6 protein-coding genes are annotated in these 18,899 nt (G+C 65.9%); 2 read left to right on the forward strand and 4 right to left on the reverse strand.

Annotated features, from left to right (window positions below; genetic code table 11):
• Nucleotides 1-5: 5 nt before the first annotated feature.
• Genes gspG through CO675_RS22410 form a run of 3 tightly spaced genes read right to left on the reverse strand, consistent with a single transcriptional unit; the run spans nucleotide 6 to nucleotide 3,437 of the window.
• Complete coding sequence (gene gspG / locus CO675_RS22400) at nucleotides 6-527, reverse strand: type II secretion system major pseudopilin GspG (RefSeq protein WP_097674016.1); 522 nt, start codon at nucleotides 525-527, stop codon at nucleotides 6-8.
• 17 nt (nucleotides 528-544) lie between these two features.
• Complete coding sequence (locus CO675_RS22405) at nucleotides 545-1,756, reverse strand: type II secretion system F family protein (protein ID WP_097674017.1); 1,212 nt, start codon at nucleotides 1,754-1,756, stop codon at nucleotides 545-547.
• Between the two features lie 4 nt (nucleotides 1,757-1,760).
• Nucleotides 1,761-3,437, reverse strand: a complete 1,677-nt coding sequence (locus tag CO675_RS22410) for a GspE/PulE family protein (protein WP_097674018.1) — start codon at nucleotides 3,435-3,437, stop codon at nucleotides 1,761-1,763.
• A 325-nt stretch (nucleotides 3,438-3,762) separates the two neighbouring features.
• Between CO675_RS22410 and gspD the strand changes: the two genes are divergently transcribed.
• Together gspD and CO675_RS22420 are read left to right on the forward strand one after the other, a co-directional pair.
• Complete coding sequence (gspD, locus tag CO675_RS22415; RefSeq protein ID WP_198964703.1) at nucleotides 3,763-6,141, forward strand: type II secretion system secretin GspD; 2,379 nt, start codon at nucleotides 3,763-3,765, stop codon at nucleotides 6,139-6,141.
• Nucleotides 6,142-6,154: 13 nt separating this feature from the next.
• Complete coding sequence (locus CO675_RS22420; protein ID WP_198964704.1) at nucleotides 6,155-6,691, forward strand: tetratricopeptide repeat protein; 537 nt, start codon at nucleotides 6,155-6,157, stop codon at nucleotides 6,689-6,691.
• Between the two features lie 88 nt (nucleotides 6,692-6,779).
• Here CO675_RS22420 and CO675_RS22425 read toward each other — a convergent pair whose 3' ends face one another.
• Entirely contained in the window at nucleotides 6,780-18,800 is a 12,021-nt protein-coding gene (locus CO675_RS22425) for a filamentous hemagglutinin family protein (protein ID WP_158231291.1), read from the reverse strand.
• Between the last annotated feature and the right edge of the window lie 99 nt (nucleotides 18,801-18,899).

Genomic DNA, 18,899 nt, shown 5'->3' on the forward strand with positions numbered 1-18,899 from the left:
CATCCTTATTGTTGGTCGTTGTTGGCGGCTGTGGTCTTTTCAAGCGAGATGTCGGCCGAGGTGCCGCTGCCGCCCTCCTGACCATCGGAGCCATAGGAGACGATGTCATACGGCCCGTGCTCGCCCGGCGAGCGATAGAGATAAGGATGGTTCCAGGGATCGTTCGGGACGTTGCCGCCCTTCAGATACGGACCGTTCCAGGCGGCGACGCCCGGCGTGCGCCGGACCAGCGCGGCAAGCCCCTCCGCCGTCGACGGGAAGCGCCCGGCGTCGAGGTAGAACAGGTCGAGCGCGCTGGAGAAGCTCTGCAACTGGATGCGCGCGGTCTTGACCTTGGATTCGCTGAGATAGTTGAGCACGCGCGGCCCGATCAGCCCCATGATGAGGCCGATGATCGCGATCACGACCAGCATCTCGACCAGCGTGAAGCCCTCCTGCCCCGAACGCCTTTGCTTTTGCGGCTCCGTGCGATCGCGTCTCGCCCGTTTGGAAGAAAATGCCTCGATGATCGTGTTGCGAGATATCATGACCGATGACCCCTGCTCTAACCGACTAGCTGCGTGACCGACAGCAGCGCCGTCATGACCGATACGATCAGTCCACCGACGACGGTGCTGATCGTAATGATCGCCAGTGGACCGACGATGCCGACGACACGGTCCAGGCTGCGCTGCAATTTTGCTTCGTAGAATTCCGCGACCCGCCCGGCCAGCACCGGCAGCTGCCCGGTCTCTTCACCGAGCCGCAGCATACGGACCGCCATCGGCGGCAGGCTGTCCGCCACGGCGAGCGCGTCCGACAATTTTCCGCCATGGCGGACGCGGTCGGCGGCGGCGGTCCAGTTCGCCTCGCTGCCGGTCACCGCCATGATGTCGACGAGGATGCGCAACGCGGCCGTGAGGTTGACGCCGCTGCCGAGCAGAACGCCGAGATTGCGGCAGAACAGGCTGGCGCGATAGAACTGCAAGGCGCTGCTGATGCCCGGCACCCGCGAGATCCCGTTGACCAGCGCGGCGCGCACGCGCGCCTGCCGCAGCAGCCACCATGCGAGCGCAATCGTTGCCGCACTGATCAGGCTTGCCGCCGTGGCGTTGGCGCGCAGGAAATCCGACACCGCGATGAAGCTGGCGAGCGCGGTGTCCGACTTGCCACCGAAATCGCCGAGCACGGTCGAGAATTGCGGCAGCACGAACAGCAGGAAGAACAGCATCACGCCGGATGCCGCGACCAGCACGAAGGCCGGATACTGCATCGCGTCGGTCAGCTTGCGCCGCATCTGCTCGGAGCGCGCGCGCTCGGTCCCCAGCATCTCGAGCACCGAATCGAGCGTGCCGGAGATTTCCCCGACCCGGACCAGGGCGATGTACATCGGCTGGAACAGGGTCGGATGATCCGCCACCGCGTCGGCAAAGCTCTCGCCGGTGAGCAGCGCGGCGCGGATCTTTGCCACCACCGGACGCATCCGGCCGACATCGGCATCGCCGGACAGCAGCTCCAGGGCATCGTCGAGCCGCGCACCGGCCTTGAGCAGCAGCGCGAGATCGCGCGTGAACGTGGTGACCTCGGCAGCACTCGGCCCGCCGAACAGGCTGCGGCCACCGGCTGTGCCGGACGCGCGCTTGTCCTCCGTGGTTTCGATCGGCAGCAGCTTGAGATATTCGATCCGCCGCGCCACCTCGGACGCCGTCGGCGCCGAGATCGTGCCGTTGACGATTTCGCCGGCCTGGGTCAAAGCGCGATAGCGATAATTCGGCACGGCGTCACCGCACCGTCGTAACGCGGAGGATCTCGGCGGGCGAGGTCAATCCGGCGCGGCATTTGGCGACCCCGTCATCGAGCATCGTGGTCATGCCCGCCTTGATCGCCATGGTATCGATCTTCAGTCCGTCGGTTCGCTCTCCGATCAGTTCGCGCAGTTCATTGGACAGTTCGAGCAGCTCGAACACACCGAGACGACCGCGATAGCCGGTCCCGCCGCAACGTTCGCAACCGCATGGCTCGTGAATGATCTCGCCTTCCCGGAATCCGAGCGCGGCGAGCCGGGGATCCTCGGTGAAATCAGCCGTTGCCAGCGGCCGTGGCGACTTGCAGCGCTCGCACAATTGCCGGACCAGCCGCTGCGCGATCACGCCGCGCAACACCGAACGCAGCAGGTAGCCTTCGACCCCGAGGTCGAGCAGGCGCGGCACGGCGGCAGCCGCCGTCTCTGTGTGCAGCGTCGTCAGCACGAGATGCCCGGTCAGCGCCGCATGCACCGCGACATGCGCGGTCTCGGAATCTCTGACTTCACCGACCATGATCACATCAGGGTCCTGGCGAACGAAGGAGCGTAGCGCGGTGGCGAAGGTCAGCCCGATCGCCGGCTTGACCTGGGACTGGTTGACGCCGGGGATCTCGTATTCGACCGGGTCCTCGATCGTCAGAATCTTGCGGCTGGGCTCATTGAGGATCGAGAGGATCGTCGCCAGCGTCGTGGTCTTACCGCTGCCGGTCGGTCCCGTGATCACTACCATGCCGTATGGCAACTTCAACAGCCGCCGCAGCTTGGCTTCGTCGGGCTCCGAGAATCCCAACTTCTCGACGACCAGCAGGCCGCGATCCTTGGGCAGGATGCGGATGACAGCGGATTCGCCGTGCTGCATCGGCATGATCGCGACGCGGATATCGATGTCGGTGCGCCCGGCCCGCAGCCGCGCCGCACCGTCCTGCGGCAGGCGGCGCTCGGCGATGTTGAGGTTGGCGATGATCTTGATGCGGGACACCACCGCCTGTGGCAGCACCCCCGACAGCGCCGCGACCGGCCGCAGCAGGCCGTCGATGCGCAACCGCACCATCAGGCCGGCGGCAAACGGCTCGATATGGATGTCGCTGGCGCGCAGCTCGACGGCCTTCTCGATCAGATCGTTGACCGCGCGCACCACCGGCGCACCGCTGGCGAGATCGCGCAGGCTCTCGATGTCGTCTTCGCGAGGCAGCGCCGCCGCCGTATCGGCGGTCTCGGCCTCCTCAGTGCTGGAAGAGTTGTTCAGCGCGATGGCGACGTCTTCCGACGATGCAACCTTCACGTTGATGCCGGCGCCAAGCACGATCTGCGCCGCCCGCAGCGTCGCCTGGTCGGTCGGGTCGACGACTGCGAGGACAGTGCTTCCATCGGCCACCCGGCACGGATAGACCATGGTCTCGCGCAGGAAGCGCGGCGAGAACGCCGCGACCAGCGGTTCGGCCGAGGTCATCTCCTGAAGCGTCAGGCGGCCGAGCGCGAAGAAGCGCGCGGCCTCATCGGCGAATTCGGTCGGCGAGAGGCTGGTGACCTCCCACAGCTTCAATTGCCTGACGTCGGCGCCCTGCGCGGTCCGCTCAGGCGATCCGTCGACAGGCGCCAAATGATTGTTCTGACGAAGATAATCCACGAACCGAACGGACAGGTCGTTGGCCATTCTCGATATCCCGCCACACTATCCCGGATCAGTCCGTGCCATCCGCCACAGCATTCGGCTCCCGGCAATTGTGCGGTTATCGATCCGAAGTGTGACAGCTGTGCGAAGTCACATGGCTCGCCTCACTCAAGAAACCTTGACGTGGCATCGCGGACACGGCGGCGCGCCGGCTGCACAGATTTGATGCGATGCGATGGGCAGGTCGCGAACGACAATCATGTAACCAATTTATTTCTGTCATGTTCGATCGCTAAGAGTCCCACCGGGGTAGGACCGATCGTCGCACGCCGTCGAAAATTTCAGTTAGTCAGAGCGAAGGGCCTTCATGCAACGCGTAGGCACAGTGGGCCGCTGCCCGACGATCCGTGGCGGCCTGGCAGCCATTTTTGCCCTGACGTCACTGGGGTTGCTGGCGTCCTGCAATTCCGCGACGGTCGGCGAGAGCGTGGACGCGTCCCAGGTCGATGTCACCGACAAGGTGCGATCGCTCGATCTCTTGCCGCGCCAGCCGCAACCGGTGAGCGGGTTGGCGGCGGCGGGCAGTGGCCAGGGCGGCAGCGTCCGCGCGGCGATGTACGAGGGAAGCGAAGTAACCGGGGTCGCCGACGCGCGGCCGCAGCCGGCGTCGAGCGGCAATGGCTTCGATCTGAATTTCGAGAGCACGCCGGTTGCGACCGTTGCCAAGGTCGTGCTCGGCGACATCCTGCATGTCGGATACACCATCGACCCACGGGTGCAGGGCACGGTGAGCCTGGTGTCGGTCCGCCCGGTGCCGAAATCCGACATGGTCTTCGTGCTTGAGAACGCGCTGCGCCTGAGCGGCGTGGTGTTGCTGAAAGATACTGCGGGCTATCGCCTGACGCCGCTCGGCGACGCCGTCGGCGGCGGCCGCGTCGATGCGGCGGCGGCCAATCCCGAGCCCGGCTTCGGCATCTCGGTGGTCCCCCTGCAATATGTGTCGGCCCAGACCCTGCTGAAGCTGACCGACAGCTTCGCCACCCGGGCGGGCTCGATCCGCGCCGACACGACGCGCAATCTGCTTCTGATCCAGGGCACCGGCGCCGAGCGCCGCACCGCGGTCGACACCGTGCTCAGCTTCGACGTCGACTGGATGCGCGGCCAATCGGTCGGCATCTTCCCGATCTCGAGCGGCTCGCCCGCGCCTGTCATCGCGGAGCTGGAGAAGATCGTCGATTCCGGCGAGAACGGCCTCAGCCAGAACGTCATCAAGTTCATGCCGATCGCACGCCTCAACGCGGTGCTGGTGGTGACCAAGAAGCCGGACATGCTGCACACGGCAGCGACCTGGATCAAGCGTCTCGACCGCAACGACACCGCGCGCACCTCGGTCCATGTCTATCGCGTCAAATACGGCGACGCGCGCCAGATCGCGCGGGTCTTGACCGACATGTTCCTCGGCGGATCGTCCGGCAATCTGCTCGACAGCGCCGACAGCCAGCTCGCGCCCGGCTCCGGCACCTCGTCGACATCGAGCGTCGCCGATCGTCTGTCGGCGAACGGCAATCTGGGCTCGAATTCGAACAGCTTTGCCTCGCGCGGCACGTCAGGGACAGGTGCGACGGGCCAGGGCCTCGGCCAGGGATTTGGCGCCGGCGGGCAAGCGAACAATCCCAATCAGGGCCAGGGCAACAATGCCGCGCTGGACAGCGGACGCGGCGCCAGCTCGGGCTCGGGCAACGGCCAACCCGTCATGCAGGACGTGCGGATCACGCCCGATATCGTGAACAACAATCTGCTGATCTATGCCGACCAGGCCAACTACCGCATCATCGAGGCGACGCTGCAGCAGATCGACGAGCCGCAGCTCCAGGTCGCGATCGACGCGACGATCGCCGAGGTCACGCTCAACAACACCTTGTCCTATGGTGTGCAGACCTATCTCACCAGCAGGAACCTCGGCCTGAAGCCGAACGTCGGCTCGTTCACGGGCACCCAGGCCACCACCGCGCCCGCGACCACCACGGACGCGACCACCGGGGTCGCCTCCGTCGCCGGCTCGGTCACCAATGCCTTCATCAACCGCGCCTTCCCGGGTTTCAACTTCCTGATCGGATCGGAGACGCAGCCGAGCCTGATCCTGGATGCGCTGCATGCCGTCACCAGCGTCAAGGTGCTCTCCAATCCGTCGCTGGTCGTGATCAACAACCAGGTCGCGACCTTGCAGGTCGGCGACGTCGTCCCGGTGTCGACCGGCAGCGCGACGGTGCTGACCGGGAGCAACACGGTGGTCAACACCATCGACTATCGCAACACCGGCATCATCCTGCGGGTCTCGCCGCGGGTCAGCGTCAACGGCACCGTGCGGCTCGATGTCGAGCAGGAGATCAGCAACGTTCCGCAGACCAGCGCGAACAGCCTGACCCCGACGGTGTCGGAGCGGAGGGTCAAGAGCCAGATCGCGGTGGCCAATGGCCAGACCGTGCTGCTGGCGGGCCTGATCAGCGAACAGCAGAGCGGCAGCCGCAATGCGCTTCCGGTGCTTGACCAGATTCCCGGCCTCGGTGATGCCTTCGGACATCAAAGCAACGGCACCCAGCGCACCGAGCTGATCATCTTCATTCGCCCGCAGATCATCCGCAACGGTTCCGACGCCCAGATGGTGGCCGAGGAGCTGCGATCGAAACTGCGCGGCAACATCGCAACGACATCGACCAATGCGCCGATCACCACCGCCTACCACTGACCCGGACACCACGATGCACCGCGTGCGCGCGCAACGGACCGCCCTCTGCGCTTCGCTTGCGGTCGCGCTCTGGGGCATCACCGCGTCCGCCGCGAACGCCGATAGCGTTGCGCGCGGAACGGCCGCCTTCCATCGCGGCGATTACGTCAGGGCGTCCCGGGAGCTCGCGCCGGCCGCCGACCGTGACAACCCAAGAGCCCTCGGCCTGCTCGGATTCATGTACGAGCACGGCTTCGGCGTCCCGCAGGCCTATGATGCCGCCGCCGACCTCTACTATCGCGGCGCCGTGCAGGGCGACCCGTTCGCGCAAGCCATGCTCGGCCTGATGTACGACAAGGGCCACGGTGTTCCGAACGATTACGTGCTGGCCTACAAATGGCTCAATCTGGCGGCGGCCCGCACCGGCGGGCGGCAGCGCGATGCCTATCTTCGGTTCCGCGATGCGGTCGCACTGAAGCTCTCGAGAAATGAGATCGTCGCCGGCCAGCGGTTTGCGTTGGGATGGGTCCCCGGGCGGCCGGTGCCGGACGTGCGCCTGACGGTCAAGTAATCGCCGATCGCTATCCCCCGGCCTGCGCGGCGCCGGCTATTCCGGGAGAGCGCGCTCGTTGTCCCGGAAGCGGCCCATTCGCACGCCATCACCTGCCGGACGAGCCCGCCGGATCGCCGAGCCCGATGACCTGGAACGCGCTGTTCTCGTTGTAGCTCTGCTTTTCGCGCGGTTTGCGCTGCTGCTCCGCCGGATCCTGCGGCGGGCTTCCGTCGCTGCCGCCATAGCCGAGCACTTCCACGATCACGACCGACGGCTGGTCATTGTTCCTTGGCGGCGGCGCCGCGGCTTGCTGGCTGGCGGCGGCGGTGTTTGACGCTGATGTCAGCGCCCCGACCGGCGGCCCCTGCACCGTCGGAATCCCGGTCGAGGTGCCCTGCACCTGGATATTGGCGGCGTTGACCACCTGCAGCGCGGCAAGGTTGACGTTACCCGAGACACGGATGCCGGCCTCGCCCGCATCGATGGTGCCGAGCGGCGCGATCAGGTCGACGTCGCTCGGCGGAGTGCCGGGGATGCTCGCGAGCGCGGCGATGCCGGCGCCACTCGAGGGCGCAGCCGGCGAGAGTGTGACGTTGCCGTAGCTATCTTGGCTCAGCAGCGGCGGCGTGAAGATCGTTGTGGTCTTCGAGCCGCGGCCGGCGTTGATATCGCCGGTGGCGGACCATGCGAGAATGTTGCCGCCGAAAGTCGTCATGATGCGGCTCTGGCCAAGCAGGATGCTGCCGAGCGAATAAATGTCGATCGGGCTGTTGCGTCCCTGCGTGATCAGGCCGGACCCCGCGCCAGGCGTGACGCTTTCCACGCCGAGGATGGTCCGCCCGCCCGGATTGAGGACCTGGATCGCGCCACCGTACTGGGTGTGGTTGCCGGTATCGGCCTGATACGGATTGTTGGAAGGGTCCTTCGCGAAGCCGCTGAACATCGTAAGCCCGCCCGAGTAAGTGAGCGGCCTGCCGTTCGCATCCTGGTCGGGAAACAGCATCGCGATCGCATCGCGGCCGCGCAGATAGCTCTTGTAACGCGGCCCGTTCGCATCATTGTACTCGCGGCCGCCGAGGGTCAGTTCTTCATAGAAGACCTGGCGGACGAAGACACCCTGCTGCTCGCTCGGCAGCGCCAGGAAATAGGCGAGCGCGTCGGCCGCGCTTCCGGCGTAGCCGTAACGCTTCTGGAGCCATGCCAACAACTCAGCGCCATAGGCGTGCACCACCTTGCCGCTGCCGGCAAGCGGTGTGCCATTACTCGGCAGCTGATTGGCAGGATTGAAATAGCGTTTGGCGAAATCGGCATAATCCGGGCCGTTCGCGCCGACGCCGGTCAGCACCGCGATGTCGGCGCCACCCGCGCTGTTGGCAGGGTTGACGACATCCCCGACGCTGGTCAGCGAACCATAATAGCCCTGGTAGAGGTTGCGGCCGGCCTGGATCTGAAGCAGGCCCGGGCCGACCACGTTGACCGACTGGTAGATGATGTCGCGGCCGGCCTGCATCAGCGAAACCCCTATGGGGCCGGTGTTGAAGAACACATCCGGCGTCGCACCGAGGCCGACGATATCGCGGCCGGCGATGACTTCGAACGGCTTGGCCGCGAGATACCAGGTGCGATGGAGAGGATTGAAGCCGCTGGAGCCACTGCGGATCATGGTCAGTGTCGCGCCGAGGCCAAGATCGTCGATATCGACGCCGGCATAGACCAGCGCTGGCTGGGTATCCCCCTGATGCAGATTGGAGACGGGCGTGTCCTCGCCAAAGGCGATCGCATTGAAATTGTTGTTGCGGTAGGCTGCGTCCAGCGACGCGTTGGTGTTTCTCGAGCCGATGTAGAGCACCGGATGGAATGGCGTCGCCAGTGCGCTCATGTCGGCGCCCGACATCGACAGCACCTGGCCTTGCCCATAGATCGATCCTGCCGCCAGCAATTCGAGTTGACCATACTGCGACGGCATCATCTCGATCGAGAGACCCCCGCCAAAGCGGATGTCGCCGTTGGCCGCTGCAACGATCAGCGTTCCCGGGTAGAAGCCGTTCGCGTTCTGCCTGCCGGCGGGGTCTCCCGCCAATGGCGCCACATCGCCGCCCGCCGCATAAAGGCTGATGGCAGTGGCCGACGTCCACAGCGTGAAATTGGTCCGCCCGGCCGAACTCATCAGCGTGGTCGTTCCGTCGCCGTTGACCTGGGTGTAGGGGCCGCCATTGAAATTGACCGATGCCGCCATGCCGGCGTCGCTCGCCCCGCTGATCACGAGGTCGCCGCGCGTGGTGACACTGACGCTGCCGTCGCCCGGCGTGAATGTCGGGCCCGGCGTTTTCATCGAATCCTTGAATGTGGATGGATCGAGCGTGCGCGGATCGACCGACGAGACGCCACTGCTCCGCCCATTTTGGACCACGACTCCGACCGACCCGGCACGAACGTCGACGTTTCCGCGCAGATCGGCCACCGAGCCGAAATAATCCGGCACCAGGCCGCCCGACGCGGTGAGCGCATTGATGGGATTGAGAACGCCTCCGACGCTCAGTGTCAGGTCGCCGCCGCCGGTCTGCAACAACGTCCCGTTCGGCAACAGCCGCCCGGTCGAAGCGACCGCAAGATCGAGGCCGGTCGAGATATTTGCCCCGCTGCCGTCGGATGCGCCGGCATTGCGGCCCGCGATCACCGTCAGGTTGCCGCCACCGAGCGTGCCGATTCCCTGGAAGCCGACGAGGGAGGCACTCGATGCAGCCTGATCGGCCTTGACGAAGGTACCGAAGTTGACCCACCACGCGGTCGGATCCGGCGACAGCCCGCCGCCGCCCTGGGTTTGCAGCCAGTTGCCGATCCGATCCGTGTCGACATAGTGGGACGTATTGTCCGCGGTCGCGATGTAACCCGTGACATCCTGCTGCGCCACGAGCAGCAGATCGCCGCCGTGCTCCGGATACCAGGCATGCGTCACGCCGCTTCGTATCGCGCCCACCAAATCGTAGGGATTGCTGCCGTTGACCAGAGCCGGGGCGGCTTGCGTGCCGGCAGTATAAACGCCGTACGGCGTCGCTTCGCTAAAGCTGCCGCCCGCGAGCAACTCGAGGCTGCCGGTGCCGGTGCGAACCACACTGAAGAAGACGCCATTGACCGAGTCGCTATAGGCGGGATCATTGAGCGTCAGATTGCCCCCGCCATTGAGTGCGCGAGCCGGTTGCAGGGCGCGCTGATCGGCAGCGGAGAGGTCGGCTCCAGCCGTCAGGCGCAGCGATGCCGATTGCGAACCGCTGGCCAACATGACGGCCCAGGGCGACGTACCGAGTGCGGCCGGGATGGCGGGCCCCGACGGCGCGGCGAACACGCCGCCGACGGAAGCTGCCTCGGTGACCGGAATGACCACGAGGTTAAGAATAGTTCCCGCCGGAATGGTCTGCCCGGGAGCATAGCGATGGCCGCTCAGGTCTCTCGGATAGAAGGGGAGCAGCAGTCCCCAGCTCTTTGGAACGGTCCAGGCGGCGCTCGTTTGCACGGTCTGACCAATGCTCAAGAGATAGTTTGTCTTGACGACCCTGAAGGCAGAACTCACGGTGATGTTGGCAACTGGAGAATAGAGCGCCGGAGTATCGCTCGCCATCTGGAAGCCATCCGAGATGCTTCCATTGATGGAGAGGTTGCCGCCGGCGCGAACCACGAGAGCCATTGCCTCGCCGGCGCCGTAAGTCGCTGACGCCGGGTTGGTATCCGCGTTCGGTCCGTAGCGATATTTAGAGAGGTCGATGTCGCCTGACGTCGAGAGATCGCCGCTGGAGGTGATCTCGACACCCGGACGCAGATGGAATGCAGCGCCATAGGCGGAGAGGCCGGCGAATTTCGCCGACAGGCGCGCATCGCCAAGCGCGGCGTTGATGAACGCCGTGCTCGCCGTATCGTAGCCATCGAGCGTCGCCTGGGTGATGGTGCTGCCAGTAGGCAGGTCGTAGGTCCAGAACGCATTCAGCGCGATGCTGTTCGCTCCCTTGATCGTGAGCGAGCTGGCTGCGTTGATCGCAATGTTACCCGATGTCTCGTCGACGCGCGGCGCGTTCAGCACGACGTCGCCATAAGCGATGCCGTTGGGATCCGGCACCGTGAGATCCAGGGTTGCGCCTGGCATCAACGTCAGCGTGCCGCGGGCGGCGGTCAACTCGATGTGGCCGCGATTCTTGGCCTCGATCGGCTGGCCGTAGCTATCCGTCTGCAGCACCGTGCCGGAGACGTCGAGCACCGCGCTCGATGCAAGCGTGAGGCCGTTGCCGGCCGAAAGGCGGATGGTGCCGGGTGCGGCGCCGCTGGCGTCGATCGTGCCGGCGACAGTCAGGCCGCCGCCGTCGACCGACACTGTCACGCTGTGCGCCTTGACGCCGTCGCCGATCACAAGGTCACCGGTCCTGATGTCAAAGCTGCGGGCGTCGAACAAGCCGCCTTCGGTCAGGAGAGCATTGAGCGCGGCGAAGTCGACGCTGCTCATGCTCGCGGCGGTGACACTGAAATCACCGCTGATGTTGCGGCCGGTGGCGCTGCTGACGAGACGGCCACCGAACGAAACGGTGCCGTTACGCGCACTGATGCTGATCGATCCCGCACTGGCGTTGGTGGCGGACACATCGATCACGGAGCCGGCCGCCTGCGTGAATCTGCCCTGGCCGCTGTTGAAGATCGCGGTGCCGCCGAAGCCGTAGACGGTTGCGCGCTGGATCATCGAGGGCTGGCCGGAGAGATCGATGCGGCCGCCGCCCCCGAGCGTGATGTTGTTGGTCGCGTTCACCACCAGCTTGCCGCTCGGCAACAGGATGGTGCTGGCGATCGCGACGCTGTCGCCGGTCAGATCGATCTCGGCGCCGGAGACCGTGGAGGTCGCAGTGCTGGGCGCGAGCCCCGCGGGCACGGTGACATCAAGCGCACCGCCGGTGGTATATTTCATGATCGACTTCTGCACGCCGGTCAGCAACGGCGTCGACAGTGTCAAATTGCCTCCGGTGCCGCTCTGGCCGAACACCGCGCCGGCCGCTGTGCTCGGCGTCTGGTAGACATACAGCGAACTGTTGCCGGCGGAGACAATCTGCGAGCTGGCGGTGAAATTGACATTGCCGAAGCCATAGATGACGCGGCTCGGAGCCGTCGCATCCAGCGAGGCGAACTTGCCGAGGTCGATCTCGCCCGCGACGAGATTGAGGGTGCCGAGGCCGCTCCCGAGCCCGCCGGCCCCGAGCGCCGGCGGCGTCGCGCCGGCGATGCCGTTCCAGGTGATCTTGCCCGCGGCGATCGTCGCGGTGTCGCCGGCGCTCCCGTAGCCATAGATCGCCGGCGTATTCAGCACGAGATCGATGCCGGTGCCGGTCGCATCGAGTCCGGCCGAACCGAACAGGTTGACGGAGCTCGCCGCGCTCAGCGTGATCCTCTCCAGCGCGGGCGCGGCATGGGTGGGGTCGCCGTGCACGAGCGTATCGAACAGGGCCTGATTGAAAAGGAATCCTGCCGGCGCGCCGGCCGCGGCGATCGTGCCGCTGTCGCCGATATTGATGCTGCCGACCGCGAGCGTGATGTTGCGCGATCCGAAATGCGCGGACGGATCGATGCTCGAAGCGCCGTTGGTGGCGAACACCAGCGTGCCTTCGGAATAGAGCTGTGAGTTGGCGCCGATCGTGAACGAACCCGAACCTCCATTCGACCCGAGAAAGTTGAGGTTGCCGTTTGACAGCGCCAGCACCGTGGTGCCGCTGGCTGTGGTGTAGCTCATGCCGAGGGAAGTGGAGTCGAACGGCGCCGGCCCCTGCCCGATGGTGCTGAGCGTGACGTTGTTGCCGATCGTGATGTTGCCGCCGACCAGGAACACTTCACTTGCCGTCAGCATAACGCCGTCGCGGATGAAGATGTCGCTCCCGCCGATATAGGTCACCGTGCCGTTGACGATGCTGTCGTAGCCGTTGACGATCAACCGCGGCGCGCCGATCGTATCCAGGTCTGCTGCGCGGACCGATACGCCGGCAAAGCCCGCGGTCGGAGCATCGGCGTAGATCTCACCGACGCCGCGGGTGACCAGCTGGCCGGCAAAGCCGCCTTGGCCGGGTTGGAACAATGCGGTCCCCTCGAACGATAATGCCTCGGCAGCCGGCGTCGTCGACGGCATCTCGAACGCGACGACCAGCGTCTTGCCGTCCGCAGGCAGCAGTGGCCGCACGCCGCCGAACTGCGTCGTGTTTGCGATCAGGAAGTCGCTGTAGCTCTGCTCATTGTATTGCGAGTACTTGCGCACCGCCGTTCCAGCCGTAATCAGCGCGTGCGACGCAAGCGAGCTGCTGATCCCGGTATTGGCAACGCCCGTGTGGACGGACATCGCGTAGGTGCCGTTGCCGATCGCAACCGTGCCGTTGATCGGCGTGCGCGTGACCGCTCCAAGTTCGACGCGATAGGCTCCGGGCAGCAGCGCGTAGTTCGACGGCAGCAGCGTGTAGGTGCCGGCAGGCAGGCCCGGCACGCCGGCGGGAATGGTGATCTGCTGGCCGATCGCGGGATCGCCGGCGCCGTTCTCGGGCGCGACGGGCGCATAACCGGACGCGTAACCGGGCAGGATGGCATAGACCTTGTCGCTTGCCTTGCTGACTGGCGTCGCCGGATTGGCATTGATCAGCGGCGTGTTGAGCACGTTGACCGAGCCGCCGCGGCCCGAGATGAAGCCCGCGCCGGTCAGATTGCCGCCGCCGGAGAGGTCAAGCGTGGCGCCGCCCTGAACGTTGATGGATTGCCCGTCCAGCATGATGCCGGAGAGCGGCGAGCCGTCCGAGGTCAGGTTGGTCAGTCCTTTTGGACGAACACTCGAGCCGTTGTAGTTGTAGGTCACGCCATCGATGGTGCCGCCATAGGGAATCGATATGCCCGCCATCGAGACCGAGGTCAGGCTGCCCGGCAGCACGTCGAGCCGCTGCGTCGGAATGCGGTTGTCGAAAGGATTGTTGTTGCCGAGTACAATGGCGCCGAACGGCGCGCGGACGATGCCGCCCTGCTCGACGACAGGCGCGGCGAGCGCGAGGCTGCCGAACACCGACAGCGGTGCGTCCGGTATGGTATCGGTGCTGCGGCCGATGGTCAGCGTGGGCGGCTGATCGGACTGCGCAGCCGTAGAATTGTTCTGCCCGGCGGTGACGATCGCGACAACGCCCGTGGCCGGATAGAGCTGGGCAGCAATAAGATCGAGATTCCAGTCGGTCGAGAGCCGCGTCGTCTGCCCCTCGCCGGTGGCGAGGAAACGGATGTCGCCCTTGCTCACAAACCTGATATCGCCAAAGCCGGGCGCATACATGCTGTTCGGCGAGGATGCCGAGAACAGAATCAGCCCCTGCACGTCGATCTGCCTGGCATCGACCTCGAAGCTCGCTCGGCTCGGAACGCCGGCCGCGCCCGGATTGCCGATGAATCCGGCGGTCGTTGCCGCCGGTTCGCGCAGCAGGACATAGGGCGCCGACAGCAGGACATCGCCGGTCGGAATCGGCGCGGAAGGATCGGGCTTGCTGGGCGAGCCGACGGGGACCGGCAGGCCCGGCACGGCGGGCCCCGACGTGAATGCAGCGGCCGTGAGCGCAATGCTTTGGCCGAGCGCGAGCGACACATTGCCGGAGAACTGCATGTAATCGCCCGAACTCAGCGACAGATTGCCAAAGCCGCCGGCCTTGATCATGTCGGCACTGACCACGGCCTGGCCGAATGTCAGCCTCGAAGCGTCGGTCCCCGGCGCGATGTCGACGGGCAGCAACGCTTGCTGCGTCTGGGTCACAATGATCGTACTGGGTACGAGTGCATTTGCCGGCACGAAGGAGCCGTCGGCGGGAAAGACGGCGCTGAGCAGCGAGATCGACAGGCTGCCGCCCGCCGCGCCCGCACCACCGGCCGCGGCGTGGATGTTGCCATCGAGATAGAGGCCGCTCGATGAGCTGAGTGCGATGGAGCCGCCATTGCTGACGAGCGTCTGCGCGCTGCCGGACGCATTTGGCGACATGCCGGCAGCGGAGTTGACGGTGATGCTGGCGCCGTCGGCGTTGAGTTCGGCGCCGGGCCGGACGATCACGAAGCCGGTTGCGCCACCCAGGTTGATGCTGCCGCCATCGGTGACGGTGCCATACGTCCGTCCCGTGGTGTCAGTGGCCGTGTAAGCCGCACCCGACACGTCGACCACGGCATTTGCGCCGATCCACAGCGACAAGGCACGGCCCTGGCCGTACGCGTCGAAGTTGCGCGAGGCCCCCAGTGAATTATCGGACTCGTTGATCAGCGTGATGCTGCCACCATGCGCGGTCAGCCGGCCGTCCATCGTGATCTGATTGTAGGCATCGAGCTTGATGCTCTGACCGGGATCGACCGTGATCGAAGCACCGTCGCCGATCACGATCGGACCACCACCGTGCTCCAGGCCGCCCTTGATCAATGAATGCAGCGTTACGCTGGCGCCGGCCCGCTGCGTCAGCGTCGCGTTCAGCGGGTTCTCGGTAAACAGCGGCGGCTGCCACAATGACAGCGCCGCTGCCGGATCGGCGCCGGTCCGCGCGGCATAGCTGCTCGCTGTGAACCGGTAGACCGGCATGGTCGGCGCAACGGCCGTCCCATTCGTCACCAGCGTCTCCGTTCCGCCGTTGATGTCGTAGTTCGCGAAACCGGATGCGAAGAGGCCTGGCGTGAGAACTACCGGCGACTGGACCGCGACGGTGACGCCGAGGCTGGTTCCAGCAGGGATCACGGCGCCGGGCGCATATGTGGTGTCCGACGACCGAACGCTTCCGGCGGCAATCGTATAGGTGAAGGCTGGCGTTCTGATGCTATTCGGAAATGTCCCCGACGGCACGACATAGCCGACCGGGAAGGCGCCACTGAAGTTGGAGATGTTCGAGCCCGCGGGAATCGTCTGGCCAGCAGTGTAGTTTGTGAGGGTATTGTAATCGACGGCCGACATGCCTGTCGGCACGATCCAATCCTGTTGAACGGTGACGCCGTTCTGTCCGCTGCCGTCGGTGCGCTGATCGCCCGGTACCACGCCGCCCGGCAGCGGCGTATCGAGGGGCACCTGCGTCAGCACCGTGCTGTATGGCATCGGCAGCGGCTGGCCGGCGGGAATGGTCAGCGGCTGCGCCAAGACAAGGTTCGCCTTCGCAGGCGTGTTAGCCAGCAGCGTGCCGCCGAACAGGCTTGCTTGATCGGTGGTCACCACGGTCCCCGGCGTAGCGATGGTCAGCGTGCCGCCGCCGCTGACGCCGGCCGCACGAATGCTGCTGCCGAGCGTCAACGTTCCATTTACGGCGGTGCCGCCGCCGGCCGGATCAACGGCGATCAGCGTAACGTTGCCGCCCTTGCCGCCCCGGGTCTTGCCATTGGCGAGAATGGCTCCGCCCGATGAGACATCGATCGTGCTGCCATTGGCGAGCGTGAGGTCACCGGTGGAATCGAAGGTGACGTTGCCGCCGTCGACGAAGCCGAGACCCGACACGCTGGTCGGATTGGTCTGCGCATTGACCCACAGGCCGCGCGTATCGATGACGGCGCCGGGCTCCAGCGTCAGCGCCGCGCCTCCAGCCGCATTCGTCAGCGCAAACGTGCCGGTCGCTGCGTTGAGGATGTTGCTCACCGTGACGCTACCGGAGCGCGCGGTGATGTCGGCCGCGATGTCGACGGTCGGAGCGATCAGCTTGACCTGCGCGCCCGATGACAATTGCAGCGGCGCATCGATGGAGATCTTGTTGGCCGTGTTGATGTTGAGGCCGCCGAGGCCGAAGCCGTTCAGCGCCGGCGCATCGAACCAGGCCGTGTTGACGCGATCCGCCGGCAGCGCAGAAGTCAAACCGAGATTGCCGGTGAGCGGCGCCACATTGCCGAACGACACATCGGTGTTGTAGGCGCCGGCGAGGCCATAGCCATTGTACTGCCCGAGCGCGAGCGTGCCGGCGAGCGGCACGGTGGTCTGCGTCAGCTTGTAGCCGTCGGCGACACCAGTCGGGCGTTTGGCGACCTGGTTCTCGCCGTCGATCACATTGGCGAGGATCGTGCCCTCGAACACCGAGGTCGGGGTCGCGAGAACGAGACTGCCGGCGTCGCGGCCCAGGGTGTAGCCGTTCTCCCAGCGGGTGCTGCCTTTGCCGAACGGGCTGAGATAGACCTCGACAACGTTCCAGTGCGCGTGATTGACGATGAAGCCGTTGGCCACCGCGACATAGGTCAGATTGGCCGGAGCATCGTCGGCGCTGTAGATGCGGCCGTCATTGCCGAGCAGCAGCGTCTGCCGCACATAGCCGCTCTGATACTGCACCGCACCGCCAGAGATATTGAAGATCGCGCCGCGTTGCGCCACCACCTCCGGCGCCGACAAGGTGATGGTGCCGCCGACCGCAGTCCATTCGCCGATCTTGTGGCCGGTGTTGTTGAGATAGCCGGAGACCTCGAGCAGCCCGCCCGCGGTGTAGTAGCGGTCCGTCGCATAGCCGCCGGTGCCGGCCGGCACCAGGGTCAGATCGCGGGCGTCGATCCACAGATTGCTGTTGATGAGCGTGCCATTGTCGCGGTTCTGCGGGCTGTCGCGCAGCTCGTTGCCCTGGACGTTGACCTTGATCGAATTGGCCGACACCGGCAGCACGGTGCCGGTGGTGCCGGAGACGTCGATCACCGATCCGCTTTCGGCGAATACGCGCTTGCCGGCTGCGGCCGTCACCTGGCCGCCCTGCGCCATGGTCAGCGCGCCGTTCCTGAAATCGACCGTGCCGCCGGTGACGATCTCGATGCGCGACTGATCGGGCCGGTCGGACAGCGTCGAGAGGTTGTCGAACTGGCCGGTCGCCAGCAGATTCGGCTTGGCCGAGGCGATCAGGGCATCGCGCTGCGAATTGAGCCCGGTCACGTTCGGATCGATGCCGGCGACCAGCGCGGCCGCCGCATCGGTCTCCGGCAGGATCAGGCTGATGCCGCTATTGGTCAGCGTGATGCTGCCGGTGGTGTCGGACGCCGAGTTGAGCAGATGGATGGTGCCGCGCTGATTGACCGAGGTGGTGGAGACCAGGATGCCGTCCTGGGTGATGGCATGGCCGGCGAGCGTGATATCGCCCTGCTGGGCGAGGACGAGTCCGGTGTTGCTGACAGTGCCGCTGCCGCTCCCGGGATGGAGCACCGGGGCGATCTCGTTGCCGCGGGTGGTTGAGTTCTGATTGACATTGGTGCCGTAACCGGCACGCAGGATGAAATCATCGCCGGCCGCAAGCTGGGTCTGTCCCTTCGGCGTGGTGATGGCGCCGGCATTGTCGACCTCGGTGCCCACCAGCAGCACGAAGCCGCCGCCCGCCGTCACCGAGGACGGCGCGTTGGTCGTGATCAGCGCGCCGCTCTCGACCACGATCTTGCCGCCGGCGCCGGTGAAGCTCGGCAGATATTTGGTGCCGCTCTGGGTCGAATAGAGACCATTGGCGAGGAACTGGCTGTCGGCGATGTTGGCGCTGGAGGCGATCAGCGAGCCGACATTGATCTGGCTCGCACCACCGAAGATGATGCCGTTCTGGTTGATCACCAGCACCTGCCCCGGCGCGGTGATGCGGCCGAGGATCTGGCTCGGTCCGGTGTTGCCGACGACGCGATTGAGCGCGGTCCAGTTGCCGGCCTGCTGGTTAAAATTGAGCGTGGTCTGGCTGCCGACGTTGAAGCTCTGCCAGTTGAGGATCGCCTGCGGCGCGGTCTGATTGACGGTGACCGTGGTCTGGCCACCGCTTGCGGCCTGGCTCGGCAGCGCGGCGCCTTGCCAAAGGCTTGAGCCCGGCACGGCGCCCGGCGCAACCTGAAGCCCACCCGGCGCAAGGCCGTTCGGCACCGCCACCTGCGGCAACGTGGCCGATCGCTGCGAGGCGGCGGCTGCGCTGCGCGCGGCGGACTGCGCGGCCTGCAACGCCTGGATGGCATGGGTCGCCCGCGTCAGCGCGCCCTGGCTTTGCCTCGCGACGTCAGTGGCCCGCTGGGCCGCGGCGGCGGCTGCATCGCTGGCGATCGCCGGCGCCGACGTCGTCGTCCCGAAATTGCCGAACGGACGCGCGGATGTGCCCTCAAGTCCACTCAGCAGCAGCGCCAGCGTGCTTGTTCCCGCGAGCAGCATGGAGCGCGATACCGATCCGATCCGCTGCCGCGACCGAAGCTGTGCAGCCCGACGCGGATCGAGGCGAGGACGGCGGGCAACGCGCTGACGAGACGGCAT

The sequence above is a fragment of the Bradyrhizobium sp. C9 genome, assembly GCF_002532045.1.
GTDB lineage: Bacteria > Pseudomonadota > Alphaproteobacteria > Rhizobiales > Xanthobacteraceae > Bradyrhizobium.